Raw genomic sequence first — 24,547 nt, forward strand, 5'->3', positions numbered from 1 at the left:
TAACACCAACTGATAAACCAATTGCATACCAAGGTAAAGATCTACCCGCTACGAAATAATCCTCTTCGTTTTCATTTGTTTTTCCTAGGGCATAACCTAAATACATAATACCCACCATGTAAATAATTAGAATAATGACATCAAAAGCTTGCATAATTTCCTCCTTTTTTTCCTTAAAGTTTTTTGCCGTTAGGCTTTTATTTTATCCTCCACTGCACTTCTCTATAAATAATTATCCTTATAAAACAATTACAGATGAGGATAATATCATGTTGTATACGCTTTCAAAAACTATATTGATATTTACTCTTTTTCCATAAGTGACAGCAGATAAATCTGAACATCCTAATCTATCTACTGTCATTTTTATAAATAAATCTACAATGGACTTTGTTAACTTTTTATTATTTATTCATTAAGTAAAGTTGCTTTAATATGCTCTTCACTATTAATAAACTTTTCATTAGTAATTAACCATTCCCCATCTATATTTTTTAAGTCTATCATGCTTAAACATAAGCAATTCTCCCCCAAACTCTTTCCTGTTGACTTTCCATATTTATTAATACCTATATTACTTCCTTCAAAATATAAACGTCTAAATACTTTGAAGCCATCTTCAATATTTCCACGTACAATAATGTCATCAAGTTTTACTTTTAAATCTGGGAAAGCAGCCATGAAATCTAAAGCATCAATAACAACTTCTTCTACACCATTAAGAGTCTTCCAGTTTGCTGTTTGAACCACAATATCTTCCTTATAATAATCATAAAGTCTACCTGGCATTTTATAATCCCATACTAGTGAAGTATAAGCTTTGAAAAAATCTATTACATCTTCCTTGCCATTTATTTCAATTTCATCAATAGTAGCTTCTAGTTCTTTTATATTATCTGAGTATATATCTGAAAATAACTTTTCATTTCCCTCATTCACTATATCTTCTTTATCATTTTCAAATTTACTATTTTCTAAAGCTACATCAGTATTTTGAGCTATTGTACCAAAAAAGTTTTCAGCTCCTAATACTTCTGCATTCGCTTTTTCACTTCTTGTTCCCCATTCAGTGTGCATTCTCCATCTACCATCAACAAACTTAATAAAACACTCACATATATCTAAAGTACCATGTCCATCTTTAACTAGAGATTTTCCTGTTGGAGGACCATACTTACTATAACCTAAATTTGTTCCTTTAAACTCAACTACTTGTCCAAATCTATAACCTTCTTCATTATTTCCATCACAATAAATATCTAAAAATTCAAATATTAAATCCGGATATGCCGATATATAAGCTAGTGTATCATTGAAAACATCTTGTACACCAACCATATCAAGTCCACCTTCTCTATAAATAATTACATTATCTCCATAGAAATCACAAATCTTTCCAATCAATTTATAATCCCATATAACCTTTGTAAGTGCTCTAAATAATTCTGCAACCTCATCAGGAGTTTCTAGCTTGCAATTATTTAAATAATCTAAGTATGCATCTCTTTCTGCAAATCTTTCTTTTCTCTTCATAATATATCTTTCTCCTTTTTATACTTTATTAGATTTTATAATAGTTCTTTTATCTAAAAACATTCTTATTATTTTTTAAACGATGGAAGATATCTACACCTATCTGCTTTAAGAAGTGAATCATATCAATATAAACCCAGTTTTCAACTAATAAATCCCCTTCACTTCTATAAAAGTCCATTACTCTCATTGTGAATTTTTTATTTGTAGCAGGTAATCCTAACAATCCATCACCAGTATGTGTTGCATAAATACTAGGCCATCCCACAAAAGAACAATATTTTCCTTCTGCATATCTTGTAATATGATTTCCACCTTGCCAATCAGGAAGAGCTTTACAGAATGGTCCTTCATGATATTTCATAAATCCTTCTATTCCTCTACATGTTCCGATACCGCTAGGACCATACCACATAAAATCTTTATGGAAATATAAATCTATACCATTTCCTTCTTCACGTTCTTCATCTCTCAGTGCACCATAAATCATATCTTCAACTACTTTTAAAGTTTTGACTGACTCAGTATCATCAGCTTCGCCTAATAAAATACCATCTTGAGTGGCTGGAGCTGGATAAACCATTTCTACTCCTAATGATTTAAAGAATTTAAATCCTGCTTGTCTGATTAAGTCTAAAATATCTAGAATAATACGAGTTTCTATTATTTTGCCATCTTCAATTTTATGAAACTCACCAAATCTTATATATACGACACCTTTAGTAGCTGGAATATCCAGAAAATCTTCTGCAAAAGTTCCTACAAAATGTCCTTTTGTAGATACCCACTCACCTTCTGTTTCTTTAAATAACCCTGAAAGTAACATATCATCAATCTTTTGCATATCTGGAAACGATCTCAGTAATGGTTTATAAAAATCATTCGAGATACTTTGTAATCCAGCTAACGTGTTAAAAGGATGTGATCCATACCATACTGCCTCTTGATGAAAATACTCATCTAAAACACTATCAATTGTTTCTAGATTTGCTTCATAAATTTTCTCAGAAAAATCATAGACTCTTTGTTTATTCTCAATTCTCTCTTTTGACATTTCATCACCCCTATACTACTTGTTTAAGAATGTAGGTTGAATCTAACTTTAATTTTAAATAAATAACCGCCTTTTATTTTTGTATCATTTTTGCACCATTTTTTCGTTGGTATATGTGTTTTTTCTTTAAATTATTCTTATTTGCTCTATATTTGTATTATATGTGCACCATTTCCTTTTGTCAAGCACTTTTTCAATCATTTTAGAATCACTTTCCGTAACGTTTATGAACCATATCTTTTAGACAATATTAGCTAAGCCTAACTTTTTCTCTATTTTTGTAACTATTCTGGGATGTTTTTGGTATAATTAAACTCAAAGATCATTTAAATACTTGAATAGATTGAAGTCTTTTTAGAAAGGATATAACTAATGAATATAGATTATAAAAAATTCCACACTGAAGCTACTGTAGTAGACGCACACCATCAAGTTTGGGAAGAATTTGTATCAGTTAAAGTAATAGGTGGCAAAAGAGTATTCGACGATATTTATGCTCCCAGATTAAAAAATGCTGGAGTAAATTTTATAAATTTAGCGGTAGGTGGGGATCATACCCCTCAAGCAATCAATAGCTCATCAGATTATTATTTTTGGGATACTTGCAAAGTACTAGATTTTTTACTATGCGAAGAAGAAGAAGGTAGTGATTCTTTTGTCATTTGTAGATGTTCAAAAGATATCGATTATGCTATAAAAAACAAAAAAATCGGTGTATTTACAACTCTCAAAGGCGGAAGGCCATTAGAAGGAAAACCAAATTTAAATTTATTAACGAATCTAAGAATGTTATATAGAATGGGACTAAGAGGCGTTCAGCTAACAGGTAATGGACGGAACAGGCTAGCTGATGGAGTTGGTCAAACTAGAACAAGAGGTGGCTTAACAAACTTTGGATTAGATGTTATTAAAGAAATAGAGAGTCTAGGAATGGTTTTAGATGTTGCTCAACTTTCTGACTATGGTTTTTGGGATGTTTTGGAAAATACAAAAAAACCTTTTATAGATTCCCATAGCTGTGCACATGGTGTTTCCACTCATCCAAGAAATATAAGTGACGAAAGGATAAAAGCTATTGCTAAAAGAAATGGTGTAATAGGATTAAGTTTTTGGTCTGCTTTAGTTAACGAAAATAAAGAAACTCCAACAGTTGATGATTTAATCAAACACATTGATTACATAGCTAATTTAGTTGGTATTGATTATATTGCTTTAGGACCTGACTATTGTGGTTATTCTTGCCCTACGGATAGAAATAAATTGAAGGGATTTGCAAATTTAGGTCCCGAGTATTGTGAATATAACACACTTACTCCAACTCAAAGTGAAAAACATCCAGGCTGGATTGGAGGTGTTTATTACGGAATTAGAAAAAGTGACTATATAGAAGGACCAGATCAAATATCTAAGTTTCCGCTTATTACAGAAGCATTAATAAAACATAGGTATTCCCCAAAAGATATTCGTAAAATATTAGGTGAAAACTTTCTGAGAGTATATAGGAACATTTTATAGATAAATATAATTTGAAAGGTACAATTATTATGAATGTTAATATAAAAAAGTTACATTATGAATCAATTTTAGTAGACGCTCATAACGAGATTATGTTTGAATTTGCAATTCGTAAAGCATTAGGCGAAGATAAGGTTTTCGATAATTACTATGCTCCCAAATTAAGAGAAGGGGGGATTAATGTAATAAATATGGTTATGGGTGGAAATGCACCATCCTCTTCAAATATGACGGACCACCTTACTTGGGCTGCATTCGACCTTATAGAAATGCTTACCGAAGAAGAAAGTAACAGTAATTCATTTAAAATTTGTAAAACTTATTCAGAAATTAAAGCTGCTACATTAGAAGGTAAAATTGCTATTATTTTAAAGTTCGAAGGTAGTAGAGCATTTCAAGGAAAATTGGATGAAGAAAGTACAAGTTTATTGAAAGTATTTTATAAACTAGGTGTCCGTATGATTAGTTTAGTTGCTGGGGGACGTTCTCAACTTGGTGATGGTTCAGGAGAACGAAGAACTAGAGGTGGCTTAACAACCTTTGGTGTAAAAGTTGTGAAAGAAATGAATAAACTAGGAATGATTGTAGATGTTCTCAACTTAACAGATCCTGGCTTTTATGATGTTTTAGAAATAACAAATAAACCAATTATTGATAGCTCCTCAAACGTTTATACATTATGCGAATACCCTAAGAATCTTAGTGATGCCCGAATTAAAGCCATGGGAGAAACCGGTGGTGTTATCGGAGTAAACTTTTTAAAAGGCATTGTCAAACGTTATTCAAATGAATTAGGTCAAAAAGTAACGTTTGACCATGTGATAAAGCACATAGATTATATTGCAGAACTAATAGGTACAGATCACATCGCATTAGGACCTAATTTAGATAACTTTGAAATTTTGCATAATATCCATCGTTCATGGAGCCCTATTCCTGGTTCAATCGAAGGCCAGCTTATCGGTAAACCAATAGGCAGTCCAGTCATAGATAGTCCTAATAAATTTGAAGATTTTTACGTAATAACAGAAACATTATCAAAACATGGATATACCGATGAAGATATAAAAAAAATTCTAGGAGGAAATATGATGCGCATATACAAGGAAATCCTTAAATAGCGTAATCTATTTCTAACACTACAATCTTATAGGTGGAGGACCATTATAGTGAATATAGATATTAGCGAGAAAATAAAAGAGTACGAAAACCACATAAAGCAGTTGGAAAAGGAATTAGAAAAAACAAGAAGATTAAACGAAGAATATAGTAAAAAAGTAAATATGTCACCATTAAATGATAACTGGGTTATCAAAAGCGATAGAATGCTTGAAATAATTAGAACTGCTATGCAGATTGCCCCTTTCCCTACATCTGTTTTATTAACTGGAGAACCAGGTGTTGGAAAAGATGTGATTTGCAATTTTATTCACAAAAATAGTAAGAGATCCAAAGAACCTTTCATTAAAACAAATTGTAGTTCACTCCCTGAGAACCTATTCGAAGCTGAATTATTCGGCTGTGAATCAAGAGCAATTACTGATTCATCTTCTGAAAGAAAGCCAGGGTATTTCAATCTAGCAGACAAAGGAACCCTTTTAATAGATGAAATAGCTGAACTATCAATAAATTTACAAAAAAAATTATTAACGGTCTTACAATCAGGAGAAGTAACCCCATTAGGCAGCAACACACACAAAAAATTTGATGTTAGATTAATTGCAACTACAAATAAAAATTTAAAACAATTAGTACAAAATAATAAATTTAACGAGGAATTATATAATAGATTAAATGTAACTAACCTGAATATTCCTCCTTTACGGGAGAGAGTTGAAGATATTATACCTCTAGCAAATTTTTTCCTTGATGACTTTTGTAAAAGCTATGGATTTAAAATGGAGTTTTCAAAACAAATAGTAGATTGCTTCAAAAAATACCATTGGCCAGGTAATATGCGTGAACTAAAAAATCTAGTAGAAAATCTAGTTGTGACAAATCATGAGTATACTATTGATATTAAGCTTTTACCTTATCATATGGTAAAGAACTCTTCTCTTCTTCCTGATGACCTAATAGCAACTGACCTTCCATTAAATGAGGCTTTAGGAAGACTAGAAAAACAAATTATAGAAAACGCATTAATAAATCACGGTTCTCTTAGGAAAGCTGCTAAAGTTTTAGGAGTTAGTCACTCCACACTGTCAAGAAAATTGGGCAAACTTGATATAAATTTATAACTTATCGAAATAAAACACGATTATTTCAATATTCTTATTAAAATGACCGTGTTTTTTATTATATAAATCAAATTATTAGATATTCAATTAAAATTTAATCCACAAAATATTCCTACTAACTCTGAATCAAATTGTATTCCAGCAAATTTTCTTAATTCTTTTAATGCTTCTTGATGTGAAATTGCTTTTTTATAAGGCCTTTTGTTCGTCATAACATCATAAGCATCTATAATAGTTATGACTCTTGATAGTAACGGAATTTTTTCACCAGCTAATCCTTCAGGATACCCCATTCCATTCCACCATTCATGATGATGTAAAACTAGTTCTGAAATTGGAGCTAACTGAGGTATAGTTTTTGTAATGTTATAACCCATTTCTGGATGTCTTTTTATTTTTTCCCATTCTTCTTCATTAAGACTCCCTTTTTTCAAAAGTATATTATCTGAAATCCCTACTTTACCTATATCATGTAAAGATGTTAGTAGAGCTAAATTATCTTGTTCTTCATTAGATAATGTCAATCTATTGGCCATCTTAGATGCAAGTATCTCCATTCTATCAGTGTGTTCTTTTGTTTCAAAATCTTTTTCTTGTAAAGCATTTTTTAAAGATTGTATAATAGAACTTCTAAATCCTCTAGAATTTATAAGTTTATTTCTATACATTCTATCTTCTGCTTTTGTTATTATGTCTTTTAAATCTTCTTCAGGCTTTTCCATGGTAGCTACTCCAAAGGCAAAATTATGTTTCAATTCTAAACCATCGTTCAAAGCTGACTCATTATTAATTCTAGAAGATATTTTGTTAGCTTCTTCGTAAGTTGTATTTGGCATCAAAACCAAGAATTCATCTCCACCATAACGCCCAACGATATCACTTTTACGAAAAACCCTTGTTAATAGATTTGCTGAGTCTTTAAGCAATTCGTCTCCTTTATCATGTCCAAAAGCATCATTAACTAATTTTAATCCATTCATATCAGCCATCATTATGCTAAGTGGCAATTCTTTCTGCTTTGATAATTTTTTAAGTTCATATTCTAAAAAATTTCTGTTTTTTAATCCAGTTATCGTATCATTAAAAGTTAAGTAATCTATTTTCTTTTCATATAATTTTTTACTTGTAATATCGGAGATAATAATCATTATATTCACTATTTCTTCATCTTCATCAAAAATAGGTATCATTCTATATAAATCATACTTACTTTTTTCCCTATTACTTATTTCAAATTCTATAGTTGTCTTAATTCTTTGAACTTCCTGAATATTATTTTTTATAATTTCAATTTGCTTCTTATCAATAGTATTGAATGTGTAATCAAATACATTAATAGCCTCAATATGTTTTAATTTATTCGAAAATAAAATATTGCCTTTAATATCCATTATTACAACTGTGTCAGGTATATTTTCACCTAAATATCTCCATTCTTTCTCGGATCTTTTTAATTCATTTTTAGCTTGCTTTAACAATAAATTTTGCTTTTCCAATTCTTTATTTTTATGAATCAACTCATTAGTCAATTCATTTTGCCTATTAAATAAACAAATATAATAATTTATTTTAGTTAATAATTCTTCAGCATTAATCGGTTTAAAAAGAAAGTCTATTGCCCCTATTTTGAAGCCCATTTCAATATGCTCAACTGATTTAAATATTCCAGATAAAAAAACAATCGGAATTCCCATCGTAGATTTCCTAGATTTTATTAGCTTTGCAACTTCATACCCACTAAAATCAGGAAGGCTTATATCCATTAGAACCAGATTCACAATATCTCTTTGGACAATTCTCAAAGCATCATTCCCATCCATTGCAGTTAGAATTTCACAATTATTCAGTTGCAGTAGTACAGCTTTCATAGCTTCTAAATTCTCATTATTATCTTCCACAATTAAAATTCTATAATTACTCATAGCAAACCCCTTAATTCTATTATTCTCAAACAATCTCTAAATTTGTTTTTTATATATATTAAATTTATCCTCATATGGTTTAAATTTATCAACATCATGTTTATAAGTTATATTTTCACTTTTTCCTAACACCAAAAAACCGTTTCTATGAAGAGATTTCTCCAAAAGTCTTAATGATTTATTTTGCAGATTAGCATTAAAATAAATAAGCACATTTCTACAAAGTATCAAGTGAAATTCATTAAACACATTATCGGAAACTAGATTGTGATTACAAAATATAACACGTCTTTTAATTTTTGAAATTACTTCTATATAGTTATTGCTAAAATTAAAGTATTCTAATAAATCTCCATTGCATCCAATTAACTTATAATTTTGTATTACATCATTTATCATATTTAATGAATAAATTGCATTTTTTGCATTTTCTATAACACTATTATTAAAATCAGTTGCATAAATAACACTCTTCTCTAACATATTCATTTCTTCTAATAGAATAGCCAAAGAAAAAGCCTCTTCTCCAGTTGACGTTCCTGCACTCCAGATTCTTATACTATGAAAAGAATTTAAATAAGGTAAAATCTCCTCTTTTAAATATCTATAAACCTGTGGATCTCTGAAAAAGGAAGTAACATTAACTGATATTTCTCTAAAAAGAATTTTGAAAACATCTTCATTATTTAAAACTTCTAATGCAAACTTGTCAAATTCATATAAATTACACTTTTTCATAGCTGTCTTAATACTAGTTGATACATTGCCAAATTTATAATTACTAAAATCATATCCATATGTCTCGTACACATCACATAAAAATAATTTCACCATATTATCATCTAATCGATCATCATATCTAAAATCATCGAAATCTTTCATTGAATTTCTTAAATAAGTATTTTTAATCGACATATTTAACATATAGTAGCTTAATACTTCAGATATTGTAACTATCCTAAAATTGGAACTAGAATAGTTCTTTGATATCATTATTAGAGCATCTACAATTTCCTTAGGTATATTATCTAAATTCAAAAACATAATCTCTAACTTGGAATTTTGACCATTTACTTCATGAATAAATTCATTCACTTCATCTTTGTTAACTAATTTTTCAGTAACAATAACAAATTTTTTATCATTTTCATAGTATGATATAATCTTCATTATCTAGTACCTAACCATATTTTCAAAAGCTTAATAAATATATCGTAATCTAATGGTTTTGATATATATTCATTTGCTCCAGATGCTATTATCGTTTCCCTATCCCCTTTCATAGCTTTTGCAGTAAGTGCTATTATTGGGATATCATTATATTTATTATTTGTTCTTATTCTCTTTATTGCTTCTATACCATCCATTTCAGGCATCATAATATCCATTAGTATTAAATCAATATCATCTTCATTTTCTAACTTATTTATTGCCTCTAACCCATTAAACGCGTCAACTATCTCCACTCCTAAATCTTCCAGAACAGCAGAAATAGAGAAAATATTATTCATATCATCATCACAAAGTAGAATTTTTTTCCCTCTCATAGGCTGATTTTCATTAATACTAAGCTTTGAATAACTTTTTTTATTATGAACTTTGTGAATAAAAATTGCTATTTCATCAATTAATCTTCCATGAGACTTTGCAGTTTTTAATACAATACTATCTGAATAACGTTCTAACCTTTTACTTTCTTCTTTAGTTAAATCTTTAGCCGTATAAATAATTATTGGGGTATTGCATTTTTGTTCTTTAACAAATTGACAGACTTCAAATCCACTTCCATCTTCTAAATTCAAATCTACTATCGCTGTATCAAAACAACCTTTAGAAATCTTTTTTATTGCATCCTCTACACTAGAAACAGAAGTAACATCAACATTCCAATCACTAATTAAGTCAATGATTATTTCTATTTCTTCTTCTTTATCTTCTACGATTAATATTTTTTTAGGTTGTTTTTCTATAACTCGAGTAATATTACTTAAAATATCTTTCAACTGATCTTCAATATATGGCGTTTTAAATGTACATCCAATAGCGCCGTCTTTCTGTAAACTTACTTTATTACTTGAATTATCACCAGTGAATATATGTACTGGAATGCTCCGAGTAGATATCCCATATTTTAATTCTTGTAGAACTTTCACACCACTTATATCTGGCAGTTTTAAATCCAAAATAATTCCGTCTGGTTTCACTTCCTTAGCTTTTTGCAAACCTGTTATTCCATCAAAAGCCGCTATCATTTTATACCCCAATTGATTTATATAATTCTTCATCTCTTTACTTAATGATTCATCGTCTTCAATTACTAAAATAACCTTGTCAACAGGTGATATTACTTCCCAATCATCTTCAAACTTCACTTTATTATTATCTTTTATACTTTCCTTATCTACAATATCTCTATCTTTTTTACTTAATACGTTTTCTGGAAGAAGCAAAGTAAAAACACTTCCTTCTTTCTCTTTACTATGAAGTTTTATTTTTCCTTCTAAAAGATTAGCTGATTTATTTGATATAGTTAGTCCCAGGCCTGTCCCACCAAATTCCCTAGAAATAGAGCCATCTACTTGTTTGAACTCATCAAAAATAATTTTTTGTTTATCCATAGGTATACCAATACCGGTATCTTTTACAGAAAACTCTACTGGAAAGTGCTTATCTTTATTTGTTTTTATCGTCATTAACACTTTCCCATATCTAGTAAATTTAAAAGCATTTGATAAAAAATTATTCAAAATATAATTTAATCTTGATTTATCTGTATATAAAGTAGTTTTTAATTCATCTACTATAGTAAACTCTAATTTTTTCCCTTCAGCAATAGCATCAAATTTATCTTGTAAAGATTTTTTTAATTCCGACGTTGTAAATTCTTCTTTATAAAGTTCTAAATTACCACTTTCTATTTTTGATAAATCTAAAATATCATTAATTAAATCAAGAAGATCATTTCCCGCCTTAAAAATTATATTAATTTTCTTAATTTCATCTTTTGTTAATTGTTTATTTTTCTTTAGAAGGTTTGAAATCAAAATAATAGAATTTAGTGGTGTTCTTAATTCATGAGACATATTTGCTAAAAATTCAGATTTGTATTTACTTGCTTCTTCTAACTCTTCTCCTCTTTTTCTTAACTCAAATTGAGCCTTTTCCAAATTTTCATTCTGTGCTTCAACTTCTTTTTTCTGACTAATTAATTGTTCCTGATGTTCTTCTAGTTCTTGATTAATTTGTTGCAATTCTCGTGTTCTAACCTCTAATTCTCTTTGTTTTTTTTCAACTTCAACCGTTGTCTCTTGAAGTTCTTTACTCTGTCTTTTTAATCTATCATTCGCTTCTATCGATTCAGTAAGTAATTCATTAATTCTTTCTCTTTGAATTATCGAATATATATACGAAGCTATACTATTGCCACTTGTATCTAAAAATTCTAATTGATCATCTTTAAATCTTTCATGAGAAGCTACTTCAATTACGCCCAATAAGTTGCCCTCATAAATCAAAGGGTATGTATATGTATTAAGAGGAGGCTGGCATGTTGTACCCGTCCTCACTAATAATTGATTTCTATTAATATTCTTCACTAAGATAGCTTTCTTTTGTAATGCTACTTGTCCTATTATACCTTGCCCTATATCAAATTCAGTTAACAAATCCTCTCGCTCCACAAAAGCATATGAATTAAATTCAATCAATTTATTTTTTTCTTCGTCATATAAATAAATAACTCCAATAGTTGAATTTGAATATTCAGCAACAAAATCAATTGCCATTCTACTAAGTTCTTTTAGAGAACTTTCTACAGACAATTTATCCTTAAGGCTATTCAGTCCATCCTTTACCCATATTTGTTTTTTCAATAATTCTATCAAAACATTAAAATCCTTTGTCATTTCAGAAATTTCATTTTTTCCAGCTATTTCAGTTTTTTCTATTTTTCCGGTAGATACAATTCTTTCCATTGACTTTTTTAATTTATTTAGAGATCTTAAAATACTCTTATTTAAGATAATAACAAGAAATATTACAATTAAAATCACCACAATAGTACTAACACTCATTATTGTGAAAATTCTATCTTTATCATTACTAGCTTTTTCAATAAACTCGTCAGCCTTGTCAAATGCATATTTATTTAATGCATCAAATTTTCTTTCCAAACTCTCGACATATTCATCACCTTTAGTGTTCAATAGTTCTTTAGCTAACTCATATTCATCCTTTGAAACATAACTTATAATACCAGATCTTAATATTTTCCATCCTTCTAATACTTGTCTAGCTTCCTTCTCAAGTTCTTTACCTTCTTCCCCAAGTATATCTTTTTTAATAATGTTTAGGTTTTTATATAATAAATCTTCAGCCTCATTAATCTCATTAACTACACTTTCCAACTCAAAGTAATTATCAGATGAAATAAATTCTTTCATTAGACTTTGGATTTTTGTTATCTGTTGACTTGACCTAGTTGCTGCATTTGATACTTCTAAAGGATGATTGTAAATATCCACAGAAATTTGAGATATATTCCTTAAACTTTTTATGCTAAAAATACCCATAAAAATAAAAATCGCCACAATTATAATTGCAAAACTAGCTAATCTCTTGCGTATGGTCATATTTTCTAAAAACACAGAATTCCTCCTTAGTTAAAGATAAACTTATCGCTCTAATTTTACCATTAATATTACGTTTTTACAATATTTTCGAAATTCGAGAAATTATTTTTTGATATATTTACTATTTATTTTATTCAATTAAAGTATATAATAAAGTTTAATAAATATTTGTTATCCACTACTAAAATTGTATTAACTGCATTATTTTCAAAAAAATTAATGAGAGATACTAAAAAGTATCTCTCAAAAACTAACTCGCTATTAATGAAAACTCATTTCCGTTTTACACAACAATAAATTATATATGTAAGTAATATTTGAACACTATTCTTTATCTTCAATTTCTATATAAACTCTCTTATTAATTTTCCCTTTGCTCTTATATTTTACTATTTTTATTTTGCCAACTTCTTCAGTATTCTTAACATGAGTTCCTCCATCCGCTTGAAGATCTAATCCCTCAATTTCAACTGTTCTTATTTCATTTATCCCTTCTGGCAAGAGATTTATTTTAGTTCTAATTAAATCAGGTATGTTAAATGCTTCTTCTCTACTTAAAATACTCACCTTTATGTTTCTATTATTATTTACTTCTTCATTAATTTTCTTTTCTATATCAACAATTAAGTCTTTATCAAGGTTTTCAAATTCAAAATCCATTCTACCTGATAAAGCTTCCATATTTCCTCCGGTTACTTGTGCTTTGTAGTCTCTCCAAACAACTCCACACAATATATGCATGGCAGTATGGGTTCTCATCAATTTGTATCTATACTCCCAATCAATTATACAATTACATACTTCACCAACTTCTGGTAAATCACCATCAATATAGTGAAATATCTCATTACCAACTTTTTTCACTTTATTTATATGATAATTTTTTTCTCTTATCTCAATTGTTCCTCTATCACAAAGTTGCCCTCCACCCCCTGGGTAAAAAGCTGTTTTATCGATTATTACAGCATTTGTATCATCATCTACTTTTATTATTTTACATTGAAATTCTTTTATGTAACTATCCTTTTGGTATAATAACTCACTCATCATTTTCCCTCCTTTTGTATTTATTACATATTATAACACATTTTATAGTTTTATATAGTTGATAGTTTTAACATATAATAGCTAATAACAAATTGTTTTTATTTAATAATACTATATTTAAGACAAAAGGAGAACTTCGCATAACTACGAAATTCTCCTTTTATTTAGAGATAAATTTTAATATTATTTTACTGCTGCTATAACTGACAATTCCACTAAAATTTCTTTTCTTGCCATCTTAGCTTCAACACAAGCTCTAGCTGGCTCAAATCCATTTTCAACCCAAGCATCCCAAATTTCATTCATATCTTGAAACATAGACATATCTTTTACATAAATTGTTGTTGAAAGAATATGCTGCTTATCAGATCCATATTTATTAAGCAACTGTTCAACTTTTTCAAGTGCACCCCTTGTTTGCTCTTTCATATCCTTATCCGCATCACCACAAGTTTGTCCACATAAATATATTGTTCCATTATGCACTACTGCACGGCTCATTCTTCCTGTACCTTCATATCTTTTAATTTCCATAGTTAATCAAATCCTCCATTCTAAATATTACTTCATTAGTTCAAATTAATTATACTAGACTTATATACTTATTTCAATTTCCTCATCAATGTCAATTATATAATTAATTTCTAAAATCACCTTGTACATTAGTTGTCCATAAAAAAAACAGCAATATGCTGTTTTTTACAACTATTCATTTAATTATTTCAAGTTAAACAATTTACCCTTATAAAGCTTCTTAGCCTCTATTTTAAGATTTAATTCTTTCTCATACCTTTTAATTTGAACAACTTCATTTTCTGTAACTATTGTCACAGCAGTTCCTGTTTTACCAGCTCTTCCAGTACGCCCGATTCTATGTAAATAATCCTTAGAATCTTCTGGCAAATCTAAATTAAAAATATGAGTAACATCTTTAATGTCCAATCCTCTCGCTGCAAGGTCTGATGCAATAAGAATCTCATATCTACCATTTTTAAAACCATCAATTGCTTTCTTCCTATGCTCTTTGGATGCATTTCCATAAATTCCAAAAGCCTTTATTTTATGAAATTTTAATTTTTCTGCTGTAAGTTGAATTTCTTCATTTTTATTTTGAAAAACAATAGCTTTCTTAGGTTTTAAAGCAGCTATCAATTTTCTTAAATTTACTATTTTATCTCTTTGTTCAGATATTAAATAGTGATGAGCTATATTATTAGAATTTAAATTATTTGAAGTTATTTTAATAATTTCAGGATCTTTCATTAGTTTTTTTGCTTCATTTATTGTACCATTTTTAATAGTAGCCGAAAAAACCAACAGTTGCCTTTCTTTTAATGTGGTCTTAATTACATTTTTTACAGTGGAAATATTATTTTTATCTAAAAGCCTATCTCCTTCGTCAATTACAATTGTTTTTACAGTATGCGCCTTTATCTTTTTCATTTTTATTAATTCTAATATTCGGCCTGGTGACCCTATTATTATATGAGGTTTCTTTTTTAACTTTTCGACCTGTCTTTTTATATTAACTCCACCAATTATAGTTGTTGATGTAATATTTGTTTGAGAATTATTTGATAATAGTTTTATTTCTTTATCAATTTGAACTACTAATTCATGAGTTGGCGCTAAAATTATAGCTTTTGTCTCATTTTTAGATGCCTCAATTCTTTGCATTATTGGTAATAAATAAGCTAATGTTTTACCGCTTCCAGTTTCTGACTCTCCAATAATATCTTTATTTTCTAACGCTAAAGGTATAGTCATTGATTGAATTGCTGTAGGTGTATTAATTTCTTCTTTTTTTAATCCTTCTATGAGATTAGAATTTATTCCTAGTTTTTCAAAATTCACTTTCATTATTTTCTCCTCTTATAAATCTTATTTGTAAGAATCCTTTATAAGAATATACTCTTAAAGTTTTTTTGTCAATTCTAGAATAAATAAAAAGATTTTATTATATTTCTTTATTTTCAATAGTCTTAATTGAAGTAGTCTCAGTAGAAGTAGACTCTAACTCTACTTTTATATATTCTTTTGAAAAAACATCATATTTACTAACATTACCCATTACTTTATATAAACTAACTATTACTCCTAGTGTAAGCATTGTAGCTGTAAAGCCCCCCACATTTGATAGTGTCTTTATTCCTGTTATTCCAGCTAAACTTAACATAATATAAGCAATAGCACCTAATCCAGCACCCCAGATAACTTTCATAAAAATTGGAGCTTCTTGATTGTTTTCGTCTATACCTTTTGTACAACAACCTGCTATAGCATTAGTTGTAGAATCAGCTGCAGTAATAAATGTAATCATTGTAATAAACAAGAAGAACGGAATGATAATTGATGCTAGTGGCAATTCTCTCAATATTGCATATCCAACAGCTTCTGGTCCTTGATTATTCAAAATACTTACAAGATCAATTCTTCCTGTCATTTGGAAATTAATTGCAGTACCTGCGAATATCGTCATCCAGATTCCTCCAAATATTCCTGGATAAAAGAAGTTCATTTTTATAACATCTTTTATTGTATATCCTCTAGCAATTCTAGCTAAGAATAATGCAGAAACTGGTGCCCAACTCATCCAGTTAGCCCAATAGAATGTTGTCCACCATGTTGGCCATGGATCCCCTGCTGCTGCTCCTGTGAACAAAATTTTATCAAATATTCCATTCAAAAATCCACCAAAACCTTCAACTCCAATATTTAAATTATAAATTGTAGGTCCTACAATAAATAAGAATAACATTATAACAAAATAAACTTTCATATTAATATCTGATAAAAGCTTGATACCTCTCTCTAATCCTGTTGAAGACGATATTATAAATGCTGTTATACCTATAATTGCAATAACACCCCAAACCAATGGTCCACTTTTAAGTCCAAAGATTGAATTTACTGCACCACCCATGTTTATAATACTTGTTGCCATTGACGCTGCAAATCCTAAACCAAGACAGAACAGGCAAATAGCATCAATAATTTGACTAAATGTTTCTCCTTCTATTTTCCCAGTAATTGGAGCTAGCTGGGAACTAACACTAAATGGTTTTTTCATATTGTAAAATGCAAAACCAAACATGATAGTAGGAATAGCATAAAGTGCGTATGGTACAAAAGTCCAGTGTAAAAACATAGTTTCCATAGCAAATTTTGCTGCCTCTGCTGAAAACGGCTCAATGCCCATAGATGCTGGAGGTGCAGATAAATGGTACATTGGTTCTGCTGTACCCCAGAATAATAGTCCTGCAGCTAAAGTAGTACATAATGTTATTGCAAACCAATTTCTTTTATTTATCATTGGTTTTGCATCTGGACCACCTAATCTTACCTTCCCTAAAGGTGAAAAATATATAACAACTACAGTTGTAATAGATAAGAATGCAGTAAGTGCATAACCCCATCCAAAATAAGTCATAAGCCAATCGTTCGCAGCAGTAGCCATAGCCAAGAATCCTTCTTGGTCTATAAGGTTATAAATTAGAGCCAATACCATTAATGAAAATGCAGGAATAAAAGCGATCTTTCTGATTTTTTTAAACATATAATATCTCTCCTCTATATATATTATTTCAAAGATACAAATATTTATATATCTTTACAGACTAAATATTTTTCATAAACTATATACTGTGGGCTTGTTAAATTAATTCCAATGAATCAACATCACTTAGTCAAGTTGTATTTCCCCAATTATATTCTCTTCAATCATCTCCTTTTCTAAAACATCATCTTCAATTACTTTCTTCTCTTTATATTCACCTTTAGCAAACATTTTTACAAAACCTATTCCTGCAAGTACTTGCAATATTACTATTGGAAATCCTACTAGCATTTTTACTGTTTTAGCTCCATCAAGTCCGCCATTTAATAAAAAAATGATTGCAATTGCTCCTATGAATATTCCCCAAAATATTTGCACTGAAGCTGGAGCATCATCTTCTAAATAGTTAGGTCCCAATTTTATGCTCATCTTTGATATTGTAGATGTAACTGCATTTGCTAATGTTATAAATGATATAAGTATTACTACCATCATTATAAGTTTAGAAATTGTTGGCATAGGTAATTGATCAAATAATGATAACATTACTGCCTCATATCCACTTTTCTGGATTAAACCATATAAATCAATATTTTGAACATATTGTGCATGTGCTGCTAGGCCGCCGAATATCACAACCCATAACCATCCAAATAGACAAGGAGCAACCATATTAACAGTTACAAATTCACGCATTGTTCTGCCTTTACTAAGTCTAGCCAAAAACAGACCTGTTGTAGGTGCGAATACAAAGAAATCCAAATACCATAACCAATTCCACCATACAGACCATTTTTCAGCTGATTGAAATGGCTCTGAAAATGTAAGATTTTTAAATAGATTAGTAAACATATTTCCAGTTGTTTCTACACCTAAGTTCATTGAAAATTTTGTAGGTCCAAAAATAATTACAAATGCAAGCATTCCAATAAAAAGTTTAGCATTATTATCGCCTAACCATTGTATCCCCTTTTTTAATCCGGTTACACTAGACAATGTATAAACTATCGTTACAATTATTGCAATTAGTATCCACATCATTGCACCTGTTGGCAACCCAAAGAGTTGATGTAATCCATCAGATACTTGTAATATTCCATAACCAAATGATCCAGCAACTCCACCGATTATTGCGAATGTTACAATCCCATCAATAAGATTTCGATATCTATATACTTTTTTTCCAAACAAAGGATATAACGTAGATGCTATACTATATGGTTGCTTTAAATTATAATAAACATAAGCTGCCACCAATCCAGCTGCAACATATACTCCATATAAGGTCAAAGTCCAATGCAGATATGTAAACTCAAAAGCTCTTGATAAAGCTTCAAACCCTCCAGCTTTTAAATTACTTCCAACAGCAGGATTAAAAGAATATTCAATTATTTCAGCTGGTGGCCAAAATACTATTCCCATTCCCATACCTGCACATAGTGATATAGCCCACCACGTAAATTTACTAAATTCAGGTTTTGCATCTTTTCCACCAATCTTTGTCTTTCCATATTTACTGAACAAGAAAAACAATGACATACCAATACTAAATATAACAGCTAGATTCAAAAACCACCCCAATTGGTCACATAAAAAATTAACTATACTACTTAAAAGACTTGTAAATATTAAAGGATTTACTATACCTAAAACAAATATTGAACCAAAGATTACTGCCGAAATACCTATTACTACTTTATTAATTTTGTAATCCTTTCCATCATGCCTTTTCATACATTTTCCTCCTAAATACAACTGAAATCTTTAACTTATAATTTTTCTTTATCTTTTAATCTATCAATTAATTTCGGTAATACTTCGTATAAATCACCACAAATAGGATAATGGGCAATAGATAATATTGGAGCATCTTTCTCTTCATTGATTGCCATAATGTTTTTGCTTCCTTTCATGCCTGCCATAAATTGAACAGACCCAGAAACTCCACAAGTTATTATAATCTCAGGTTTTACCGTTTTACCAGATAACCCAATTTGCTTATCATAAGGTACCCATCCCTTTTCTACTAAAGCTCTTGATGATGCAAATTTTCCATTTAACAAAAAAGCCAATTCTTCAGCCATCCATAAATCTTCTTTACTTTTAAATCCTTGCCCAGCCACTACCAAAACTTTTGCTTCTGAAATACTTTCTTCTATTTGTAATTCCTCTACCTGCAAAACCTCTATCTTTGATTTCAATTTTTCCTCTTCTATAGAACATATCACTAAATTATCTCTTTCTTCATCTAACTTTTTTGCCTCATTCATAACGTTATATCTAACAGTAGCAAATTGTGGACGATGGTTTTCTGTAACAATCCTTGCCATAATATTGCCACCAAAAGCTGGTCTTATCTGTACTAAATCTGAATTTTCTTTTATTAACAACTCAGTACAATCTGCTGTAAGTCCAGTATTAAACCTTGTTGCAACAGTAGGTGCAATTGATTTACCTGTATCAGTACCTCCTATAAGTACAATGGATGGTTTTAATCTACTTATGCAATGCTGAAAAGCATTTGCGTAAATATCTTGTCTATAGTATTCAAACTTTTTGTTGTCATATATGAAGACCTTTTCTACTCCATATCTTTTTAGTTCTTCCGCTTTACCCTTAATATCATCACCAATAAAAATGCAATAGACCTTATACTTTAGAGGCTTGGCTAATTCCAAAGCTTTCCCTATTAGCTCGTAGGTAACAGGGTGTATTCCATCTTTCTTTTCCTCTACATAAACTAAAATTCCAGTCCATTCATGCTTATTTATAGAAAAAATTCTTTTTTTATTAATGCGCAAAGCTTTACTTTCACAAGCATCAATACACAAACCACAAGCTGTACAACTATTCTGAATAATCAATTTATTGTTTGAAATTTTTATAGCCAGAAAAGGGCATACTGACTCACATTTTCCACATAAATTACACAAATTATGATCTACTTTAAGATTATTCAAATTAACACCTCTTATTTTATAACTTTATGATGAATTAACATGTTAATAATTTCACTACTAATACTGTCTCCATCACCCGTAAATATATGTTGTATAACTGTTTTTTCTGGTAAGTATATTTTTTCAACCTTTGTTGGAGAGGCATTTAAACCATATTCTTTTTCATCTTTATTTTTCATATCATCAAATGTTATCGTTTTTATTTTTTTTTTCTTTGCTTTTAATTTTAATTTCAACGATGGTAGACGTGGTGTGAAAGGTTCACCATGAATAATTAATACACATGGCATAGTAACCTTTAACATAATTTCTTTATCATTTAATCTTTGAGTCACAAAAATGTTTTCTCTTTCAATTTTATCAATAGATGTAACTAGATTAATGTGAGGAACGCCTAAATGCTCGGAAATAGCTGGTCCAACTTGTCCTGTATCTCCATCTGTTGTTTGTCTACCACATATAATTAAATCAAAGTTATCATATATGCTTATTCCTTGTGCCAAAGTAAATGAAGTAGAATAAACATCTGCCCCCGCAAACTTGGAATCTGATAAAAGAATACCTCTATCTACTCCCATGGAATAACTATATTGGATTACTTTTTTTGCACTATGAGGGCCCATTGTAAAAGCTGTTATTGTCCCATTATGCTTTTCTTTTATCTGTAATGCAGCTTCTATGGCAGAAAGATCGTGAGGATTCATTCTGGTTTCATTGCCTTCTCTTTTTAAAACACCTGTTTTTTCATCAATCTGTATTTCATTACTTGCAGGCACCTGCTTTATACAAACTGCTATATTCAAAATAAACCCTCTTTTCTTCAATTAAAAAATACTATTTCCTCTATTCCAAAAATTATTTGGATCTAATTGTTCTTTTAAACTTTTAAATTCTTTTAAGAAATCTTCTTTAGCTACTAGTTTAAATAAATCCTTCTTTATCTTTCCTACTCCATGTTCAGAAATAACTTTTCCATTTTGCTCTGCAGCTTTTAATGCCCAATTTTGAATTAGTTTTTCCCCTCTTTTAAACTGTTCATAATTTTGAGGAATAATATTTACATGAACATGATTACCTGCTACATGACCAAAAACAGCTATTTCTAAATCCTCTTTCTTAGCATCTTCTCTATACATTTGAAGAATTTCACTAAAGGATTTATTTTCTATGGTTATATCTGTTCCAAGCTTTGTAATTCTTCCATCTAATCTTTTAGTTTTATCTACGACAACATTGATTGACTCAGGTGCTGCATGCCGGAATGCTCTCACCTTATCCATTTCACTTTCACCGGATACTGCCCAAGCTTTATCAGCATCACTACCAAATTCCATAGCCAATTCCATCAATTCTTCTGCAATATTTTCTATACCTTCTTCTTCCTTACCATGAATTTCAATATAAACCATGCCATTCATTTCTTCTTCAATATTTGGTAGCTCTTTTAATTTTGTTGCTACCTTTTTTAACTCTTCTATATACCCAAAAGTTTTTTTATCAATATATTCAACTGCTGCAATAAAAGCAGTATTTTCCTCAATAGAAATATTCTTTATCTTTTCTGCGAATCCACATAATTCATTTTCTTCCTCAAAGAAAAATCCAATGCCCCATATTTCTTTCGGTCTGCTTATTACAAGAAGAGTAGCTTCAACAATTACCCCATACATACCTTCGCTTCCAATAAGTATATCTAACAAATCACAGTTTTCTTCAAAACCTAATACTTTTATATCTATATGAATTACCTTCCCATTAGGAAAAGTACATTTATTATCTTTAAAAATATTTTCTCCTCTTTTTACAGTCATAATTTCCCCATGGTAGTCAACAAAGAGAATTTCTTCAACATACTTATTTGTGTCACCGTATAAGAAAGCTCCAATACCTTTTGCATTAGTAGCAATAACACCTCCAACAGTTGCTGAAGTTTCAGTTGGTTCTGGTGGCCAAAACAAATGTCTTTTATATAATTCTTTATCTAATTCTTCTAATGTGATTCCTGGTTCAACAATAATATAACGCTTGTCATCGCTCTCTTTATAATCTTTTATTCTATTCATATTTGTAAGATTCATCATGTGTCCCTTACTAGGTACAGCTCCGCCGCAAATACCAGTTTTACCACCTTGTACAGTTATCGGTATAGATTTTACAGAGAGCTCTTTTACTATTTCCAAAACCTGTTCCTTAGATTTCGGAAAAGAAATACTTTGAGCCTGTCCCTTCATCTTTGATTCATCACTTAAATATTCCTCATATCTTACATCAAATTCTTTTATTAATTCATTTGTCAATGCTATCACCACCTTTTATTCAATCACTAATTAAATTAATCACTTCTTCTACAACCTCTTTGTAATCCCCAACAATTGCCACATCTGCTCCCTTAAGAATAGGTGCACTTTCATCATTGTTTATAACAACAATCCACTTACTTTTCTCTATTCCTATATGAAATGCTGCTGCTCCTGAAACTCCAATAGCAATACATATTTTTGGTGAAACTATACTGCCTGATGCACCAATTAATTTTTTCATACCAGTCCACGCACTCATAACAACGGGACGACTGGCTCCAAGTTCTCCCCCTATCACCTGAGTGAACTCTTCAATTTTTTGTAGGTTCTCTTTGTTCCCTACACCTCTTCCAACTGCAACAACAATGTCTGCAGAAGTTAATCCATCTTCTTTTGGGGTAAGTTCTACATCATAACTCTTTATCCACGGATATAAAGCCTTTGTATTATAGTCTAGTACAATGTATTTTGGTAATTCTTCCAATGTTTCTATTTTATCTTTAAACCCTTTTGCAATTGATATGCAATAAGGTGCTTTTTTCATCATTAATTTTGCTGTAAGGTTATTTGAATATATTAGCTTTTCTACAACTAAATTTTCTTTTTCTAAACTATAGTTTCTTACACCTATACAAGAAGATCCTGATAAGCGATAAGCTAGTCGCACTGATAGCTCACAGCCAAAAAACCCACTTCCAAACAGCAATAAATCAGTGTTACTACTTTCATATGTTTTTTCCAGAAGTTCTAAATACTCTTCTGCTAAATAAACTGAATTAGCTCTTATAAATTTAACATAGTTTATTCTATCTACAAACTTAATAGCATCTTTATCTATCTCTTCCTGCATCAATATCCATGCTTCAATTTCATCATTTCTATTGGTAAATCTACTAATAAAACTATTCAATTCTTCAATTTCTTTCTTTAATGAGGCCGAGCATCCATTTATTACAACTGCAATATTCATTCTGCCAACCTCTCTTTCAAATACTTTTCATAAAGGATTTTAGCTTTTTCTTTGGCGTCTCCTCCTTCTACTATTTCACAAACTCTTTCTTTTTTCTCATAAAAGATATCTATAAGTGTTACATCATTTTCTTCTTCTTTTTTTTCTTTTTCTATTCCTAAATGCTCTAAATCTAATATTTTAATTCTTTTTTTCTTAGCAGCCATCTTATCTTTTAGTGTTGGAACCCTTAAATAGGCACTTTGAATATTTCCAACAGAAAGAATTATTGGTGCCTTAACAACTTGTTTTATTTTTATATCATCCTTAGTAGAAATCACAGTAAAATAACCTTCTTCTTCGCTAGGAGTTATACTTGTTACCCCTGAAATAAGAGGTATTCCTAGCAATTCTGCAAGTATAAAGGGAGTTTTTCCATTATCACCTACACCACTCTGATTTCCTAAGACAACAATTCCTATTTTTCCTTCTTTTTCAATGTAATTACTAATTATCTTAGCTACAAAAGGAGAATTGAACCTAATATCTTCTTCATAATTAACTCTTACTGCATTATGGTATTTTAGTGCGTATAGATTTTTCAAGAATCTATCCGCAAAGCTATTTCCTATAGTTAAAGCTGTAAGGTTCAAAGATTCAATTTTATTTTCTGCCTGGTCTCTTAGTTTTAAAACTAACTCTAAAGCTGCTTCATCATATAAGTTAAACATAGGCTTTGCAAAGCTAGTATCTACCTCACAGTGACTGGATACAACCCAATCACTGCTTGATAACATATCTAAATCAGGCACTATTTTAAAACAAACCAAAATATCCATA

The 24,547-nt window shown here is 29.9% G+C and carries 18 protein-coding genes; 3 read left to right on the forward strand and 15 right to left on the reverse strand.

Features of this window, described 5'->3' with window-relative positions; all coding sequences use genetic code 11:
• Nucleotides 1-408: 408 nt before the first annotated feature.
• Together ACQ3F0_RS24995 and ACQ3F0_RS25000 are read right to left on the reverse strand one after the other, a co-directional pair.
• A complete protein-coding gene (locus ACQ3F0_RS24995) occupies nucleotides 409-1,533 on the reverse strand; it encodes a hypothetical protein (protein ID WP_428868521.1) in 1,125 nt (374 codons plus the stop codon).
• Nucleotides 1,534-1,582: 49 nt separating this feature from the next.
• Nucleotides 1,583-2,587: an ester cyclase gene (locus ACQ3F0_RS25000; protein ID WP_428868522.1), complete on the reverse strand. Its 1,005-nt coding sequence runs from the start codon at nucleotides 2,585-2,587 to the stop codon at nucleotides 1,583-1,585.
• A 372-nt stretch (nucleotides 2,588-2,959) separates the two neighbouring features.
• Here ACQ3F0_RS25000 and ACQ3F0_RS25005 point away from each other — a divergent pair, with 372 nt between their 5' ends.
• The 3 genes from ACQ3F0_RS25005 to ACQ3F0_RS25015 are packed head-to-tail and all read left to right on the forward strand — an operon-like array spanning nucleotide 2,960 to nucleotide 6,342.
• Entirely contained in the window at nucleotides 2,960-4,102 is a 1,143-nt protein-coding gene (locus ACQ3F0_RS25005) for a dipeptidase (RefSeq protein ID WP_428868523.1), read from the forward strand.
• Between the two features lie 29 nt (nucleotides 4,103-4,131).
• Nucleotides 4,132-5,223, forward strand: coding sequence for a dipeptidase (locus ACQ3F0_RS25010; RefSeq protein ID WP_428868524.1), 1,092 nt, complete (start codon nucleotides 4,132-4,134; stop codon nucleotides 5,221-5,223).
• Nucleotides 5,224-5,271: 48 nt separating this feature from the next.
• The gene (locus ACQ3F0_RS25015) at nucleotides 5,272-6,342 is read left to right on the forward strand and encodes a sigma-54 interaction domain-containing protein (protein WP_428868525.1); all 1,071 of its coding nucleotides are present in this window, start codon (nucleotides 5,272-5,274) and stop codon (nucleotides 6,340-6,342) included.
• A gap of 83 nt (nucleotides 6,343-6,425) precedes the next feature.
• Here the strand turns inward: ACQ3F0_RS25015 and ACQ3F0_RS25020 are convergent, their stop codons facing one another.
• The 13 genes from ACQ3F0_RS25020 to ACQ3F0_RS25080 form a co-directional block, all read right to left on the reverse strand.
• Nucleotides 6,426-8,264 (reverse strand): HD domain-containing protein, encoded by a 1,839-nt coding sequence (locus tag ACQ3F0_RS25020; protein ID WP_428868526.1) that lies wholly within the window; start codon nucleotides 8,262-8,264, stop codon nucleotides 6,426-6,428.
• Nucleotides 8,265-8,300: 36 nt separating this feature from the next.
• Entirely contained in the window at nucleotides 8,301-9,434 is a 1,134-nt protein-coding gene (locus tag ACQ3F0_RS25025) for a CheR family methyltransferase (protein WP_428868527.1), read from the reverse strand.
• Nucleotides 9,434-12,910 (reverse strand): response regulator, encoded by a 3,477-nt coding sequence (locus ACQ3F0_RS25030; protein ID WP_428868528.1) that lies wholly within the window; start codon nucleotides 12,908-12,910, stop codon nucleotides 9,434-9,436. The genes ACQ3F0_RS25025 and ACQ3F0_RS25030 overlap by 1 nt, the downstream gene beginning before the upstream one ends.
• A gap of 309 nt (nucleotides 12,911-13,219) precedes the next feature.
• The gene (locus ACQ3F0_RS25035) at nucleotides 13,220-13,942 is read right to left on the reverse strand and encodes an alanyl-tRNA editing protein (protein ID WP_428868529.1); all 723 of its coding nucleotides are present in this window, start codon (nucleotides 13,940-13,942) and stop codon (nucleotides 13,220-13,222) included.
• Nucleotides 13,943-14,125: 183 nt separating this feature from the next.
• Complete coding sequence (locus tag ACQ3F0_RS25040; protein WP_428868530.1) at nucleotides 14,126-14,476, reverse strand: RidA family protein; 351 nt, start codon at nucleotides 14,474-14,476, stop codon at nucleotides 14,126-14,128.
• 183 nt (nucleotides 14,477-14,659) lie between these two features.
• Entirely contained in the window at nucleotides 14,660-15,802 is a 1,143-nt protein-coding gene (locus ACQ3F0_RS25045) for a DEAD/DEAH box helicase (protein WP_428868531.1), read from the reverse strand.
• Nucleotides 15,803-15,899: 97 nt separating this feature from the next.
• Complete coding sequence (locus ACQ3F0_RS25050) at nucleotides 15,900-17,498, reverse strand: BCCT family transporter (RefSeq protein WP_428868532.1); 1,599 nt, start codon at nucleotides 17,496-17,498, stop codon at nucleotides 15,900-15,902.
• A 126-nt stretch (nucleotides 17,499-17,624) separates the two neighbouring features.
• Nucleotides 17,625-19,232, reverse strand: coding sequence for a BCCT family transporter (locus ACQ3F0_RS25055; RefSeq protein ID WP_428868533.1), 1,608 nt, complete (start codon nucleotides 19,230-19,232; stop codon nucleotides 17,625-17,627).
• A 35-nt stretch (nucleotides 19,233-19,267) separates the two neighbouring features.
• A complete protein-coding gene (locus ACQ3F0_RS25060) occupies nucleotides 19,268-20,458 on the reverse strand; it encodes an FAD-binding protein (protein ID WP_428868534.1) in 1,191 nt (396 codons plus the stop codon).
• A gap of 11 nt (nucleotides 20,459-20,469) precedes the next feature.
• Nucleotides 20,470-21,261 (reverse strand): electron transfer flavoprotein subunit beta/FixA family protein, encoded by a 792-nt coding sequence (locus ACQ3F0_RS25065; RefSeq protein ID WP_428868535.1) that lies wholly within the window; start codon nucleotides 21,259-21,261, stop codon nucleotides 20,470-20,472.
• A gap of 21 nt (nucleotides 21,262-21,282) precedes the next feature.
• Entirely contained in the window at nucleotides 21,283-22,755 is a 1,473-nt protein-coding gene (locus ACQ3F0_RS25070) for an FAD-binding oxidoreductase (protein WP_428868536.1), read from the reverse strand.
• A gap of 19 nt (nucleotides 22,756-22,774) precedes the next feature.
• Nucleotides 22,775-23,728, reverse strand: coding sequence for an electron transfer flavoprotein subunit alpha/FixB family protein (locus ACQ3F0_RS25075; RefSeq protein WP_428868537.1), 954 nt, complete (start codon nucleotides 23,726-23,728; stop codon nucleotides 22,775-22,777).
• Nucleotides 23,725-24,546, reverse strand: coding sequence for an electron transfer flavoprotein subunit beta/FixA family protein (locus ACQ3F0_RS25080; RefSeq protein WP_428868538.1), 822 nt, complete (start codon nucleotides 24,544-24,546; stop codon nucleotides 23,725-23,727). Before ACQ3F0_RS25080 ends, ACQ3F0_RS25075 begins: the two co-directional genes overlap by 4 nt.
• Nucleotide 24,547 lies beyond the last annotated feature (1 nt).

It is taken from the genome of Clostridium sediminicola (assembly GCF_050402865.1).
In the GTDB taxonomy this organism is placed as follows: Bacteria; Bacillota; Clostridia; order Clostridiales; family Clostridiaceae; genus Clostridium_AF; species Clostridium_AF sediminicola.

Coding starts and splice junctions, on each gene's coding strand:
- ACQ3F0_RS24995 (WP_428868521.1), bottom strand. CDS start 1,533: ATGAAGAGAAAAGAAAGATTTGCAGAAAGAGATGCATACTTAGATTAT.
- ACQ3F0_RS25000 (WP_428868522.1), bottom strand. CDS start 2,587: ATGTCAAAAGAGAGAATTGAGAATAAACAAAGAGTCTATGATTTTTCT.
- ACQ3F0_RS25005 (WP_428868523.1), top strand. CDS start 2,960: ATGAATATAGATTATAAAAAATTCCACACTGAAGCTACTGTAGTAGAC.
- ACQ3F0_RS25010 (WP_428868524.1), top strand. CDS start 4,132: ATGAATGTTAATATAAAAAAGTTACATTATGAATCAATTTTAGTAGAC.
- ACQ3F0_RS25020 (WP_428868526.1), bottom strand. CDS start 8,264: ATGAGTAATTATAGAATTTTAATTGTGGAAGATAATAATGAGAATTTA.
- ACQ3F0_RS25025 (WP_428868527.1), bottom strand. CDS start 9,434: ATGAAGATTATATCATACTATGAAAATGATAAAAAATTTGTTATTGTT.
- ACQ3F0_RS25035 (WP_428868529.1), bottom strand. CDS start 13,942: ATGAGTGAGTTATTATACCAAAAGGATAGTTACATAAAAGAATTTCAA.
- ACQ3F0_RS25040 (WP_428868530.1), bottom strand. CDS start 14,476: ATGGAAATTAAAAGATATGAAGGTACAGGAAGAATGAGCCGTGCAGTA.
- ACQ3F0_RS25045 (WP_428868531.1), bottom strand. CDS start 15,802: ATGAAAGTGAATTTTGAAAAACTAGGAATAAATTCTAATCTCATAGAA.
- ACQ3F0_RS25050 (WP_428868532.1), bottom strand. CDS start 17,498: ATGTTTAAAAAAATCAGAAAGATCGCTTTTATTCCTGCATTTTCATTA.
- ACQ3F0_RS25055 (WP_428868533.1), bottom strand. CDS start 19,232: ATGAAAAGGCATGATGGAAAGGATTACAAAATTAATAAAGTAGTAATA.
- ACQ3F0_RS25075 (WP_428868537.1), bottom strand. CDS start 23,728: ATGAATATTGCAGTTGTAATAAATGGATGCTCGGCCTCATTAAAGAAA.
- ACQ3F0_RS25080 (WP_428868538.1), bottom strand. CDS start 24,546: ATGGATATTTTGGTTTGTTTTAAAATAGTGCCTGATTTAGATATGTTA.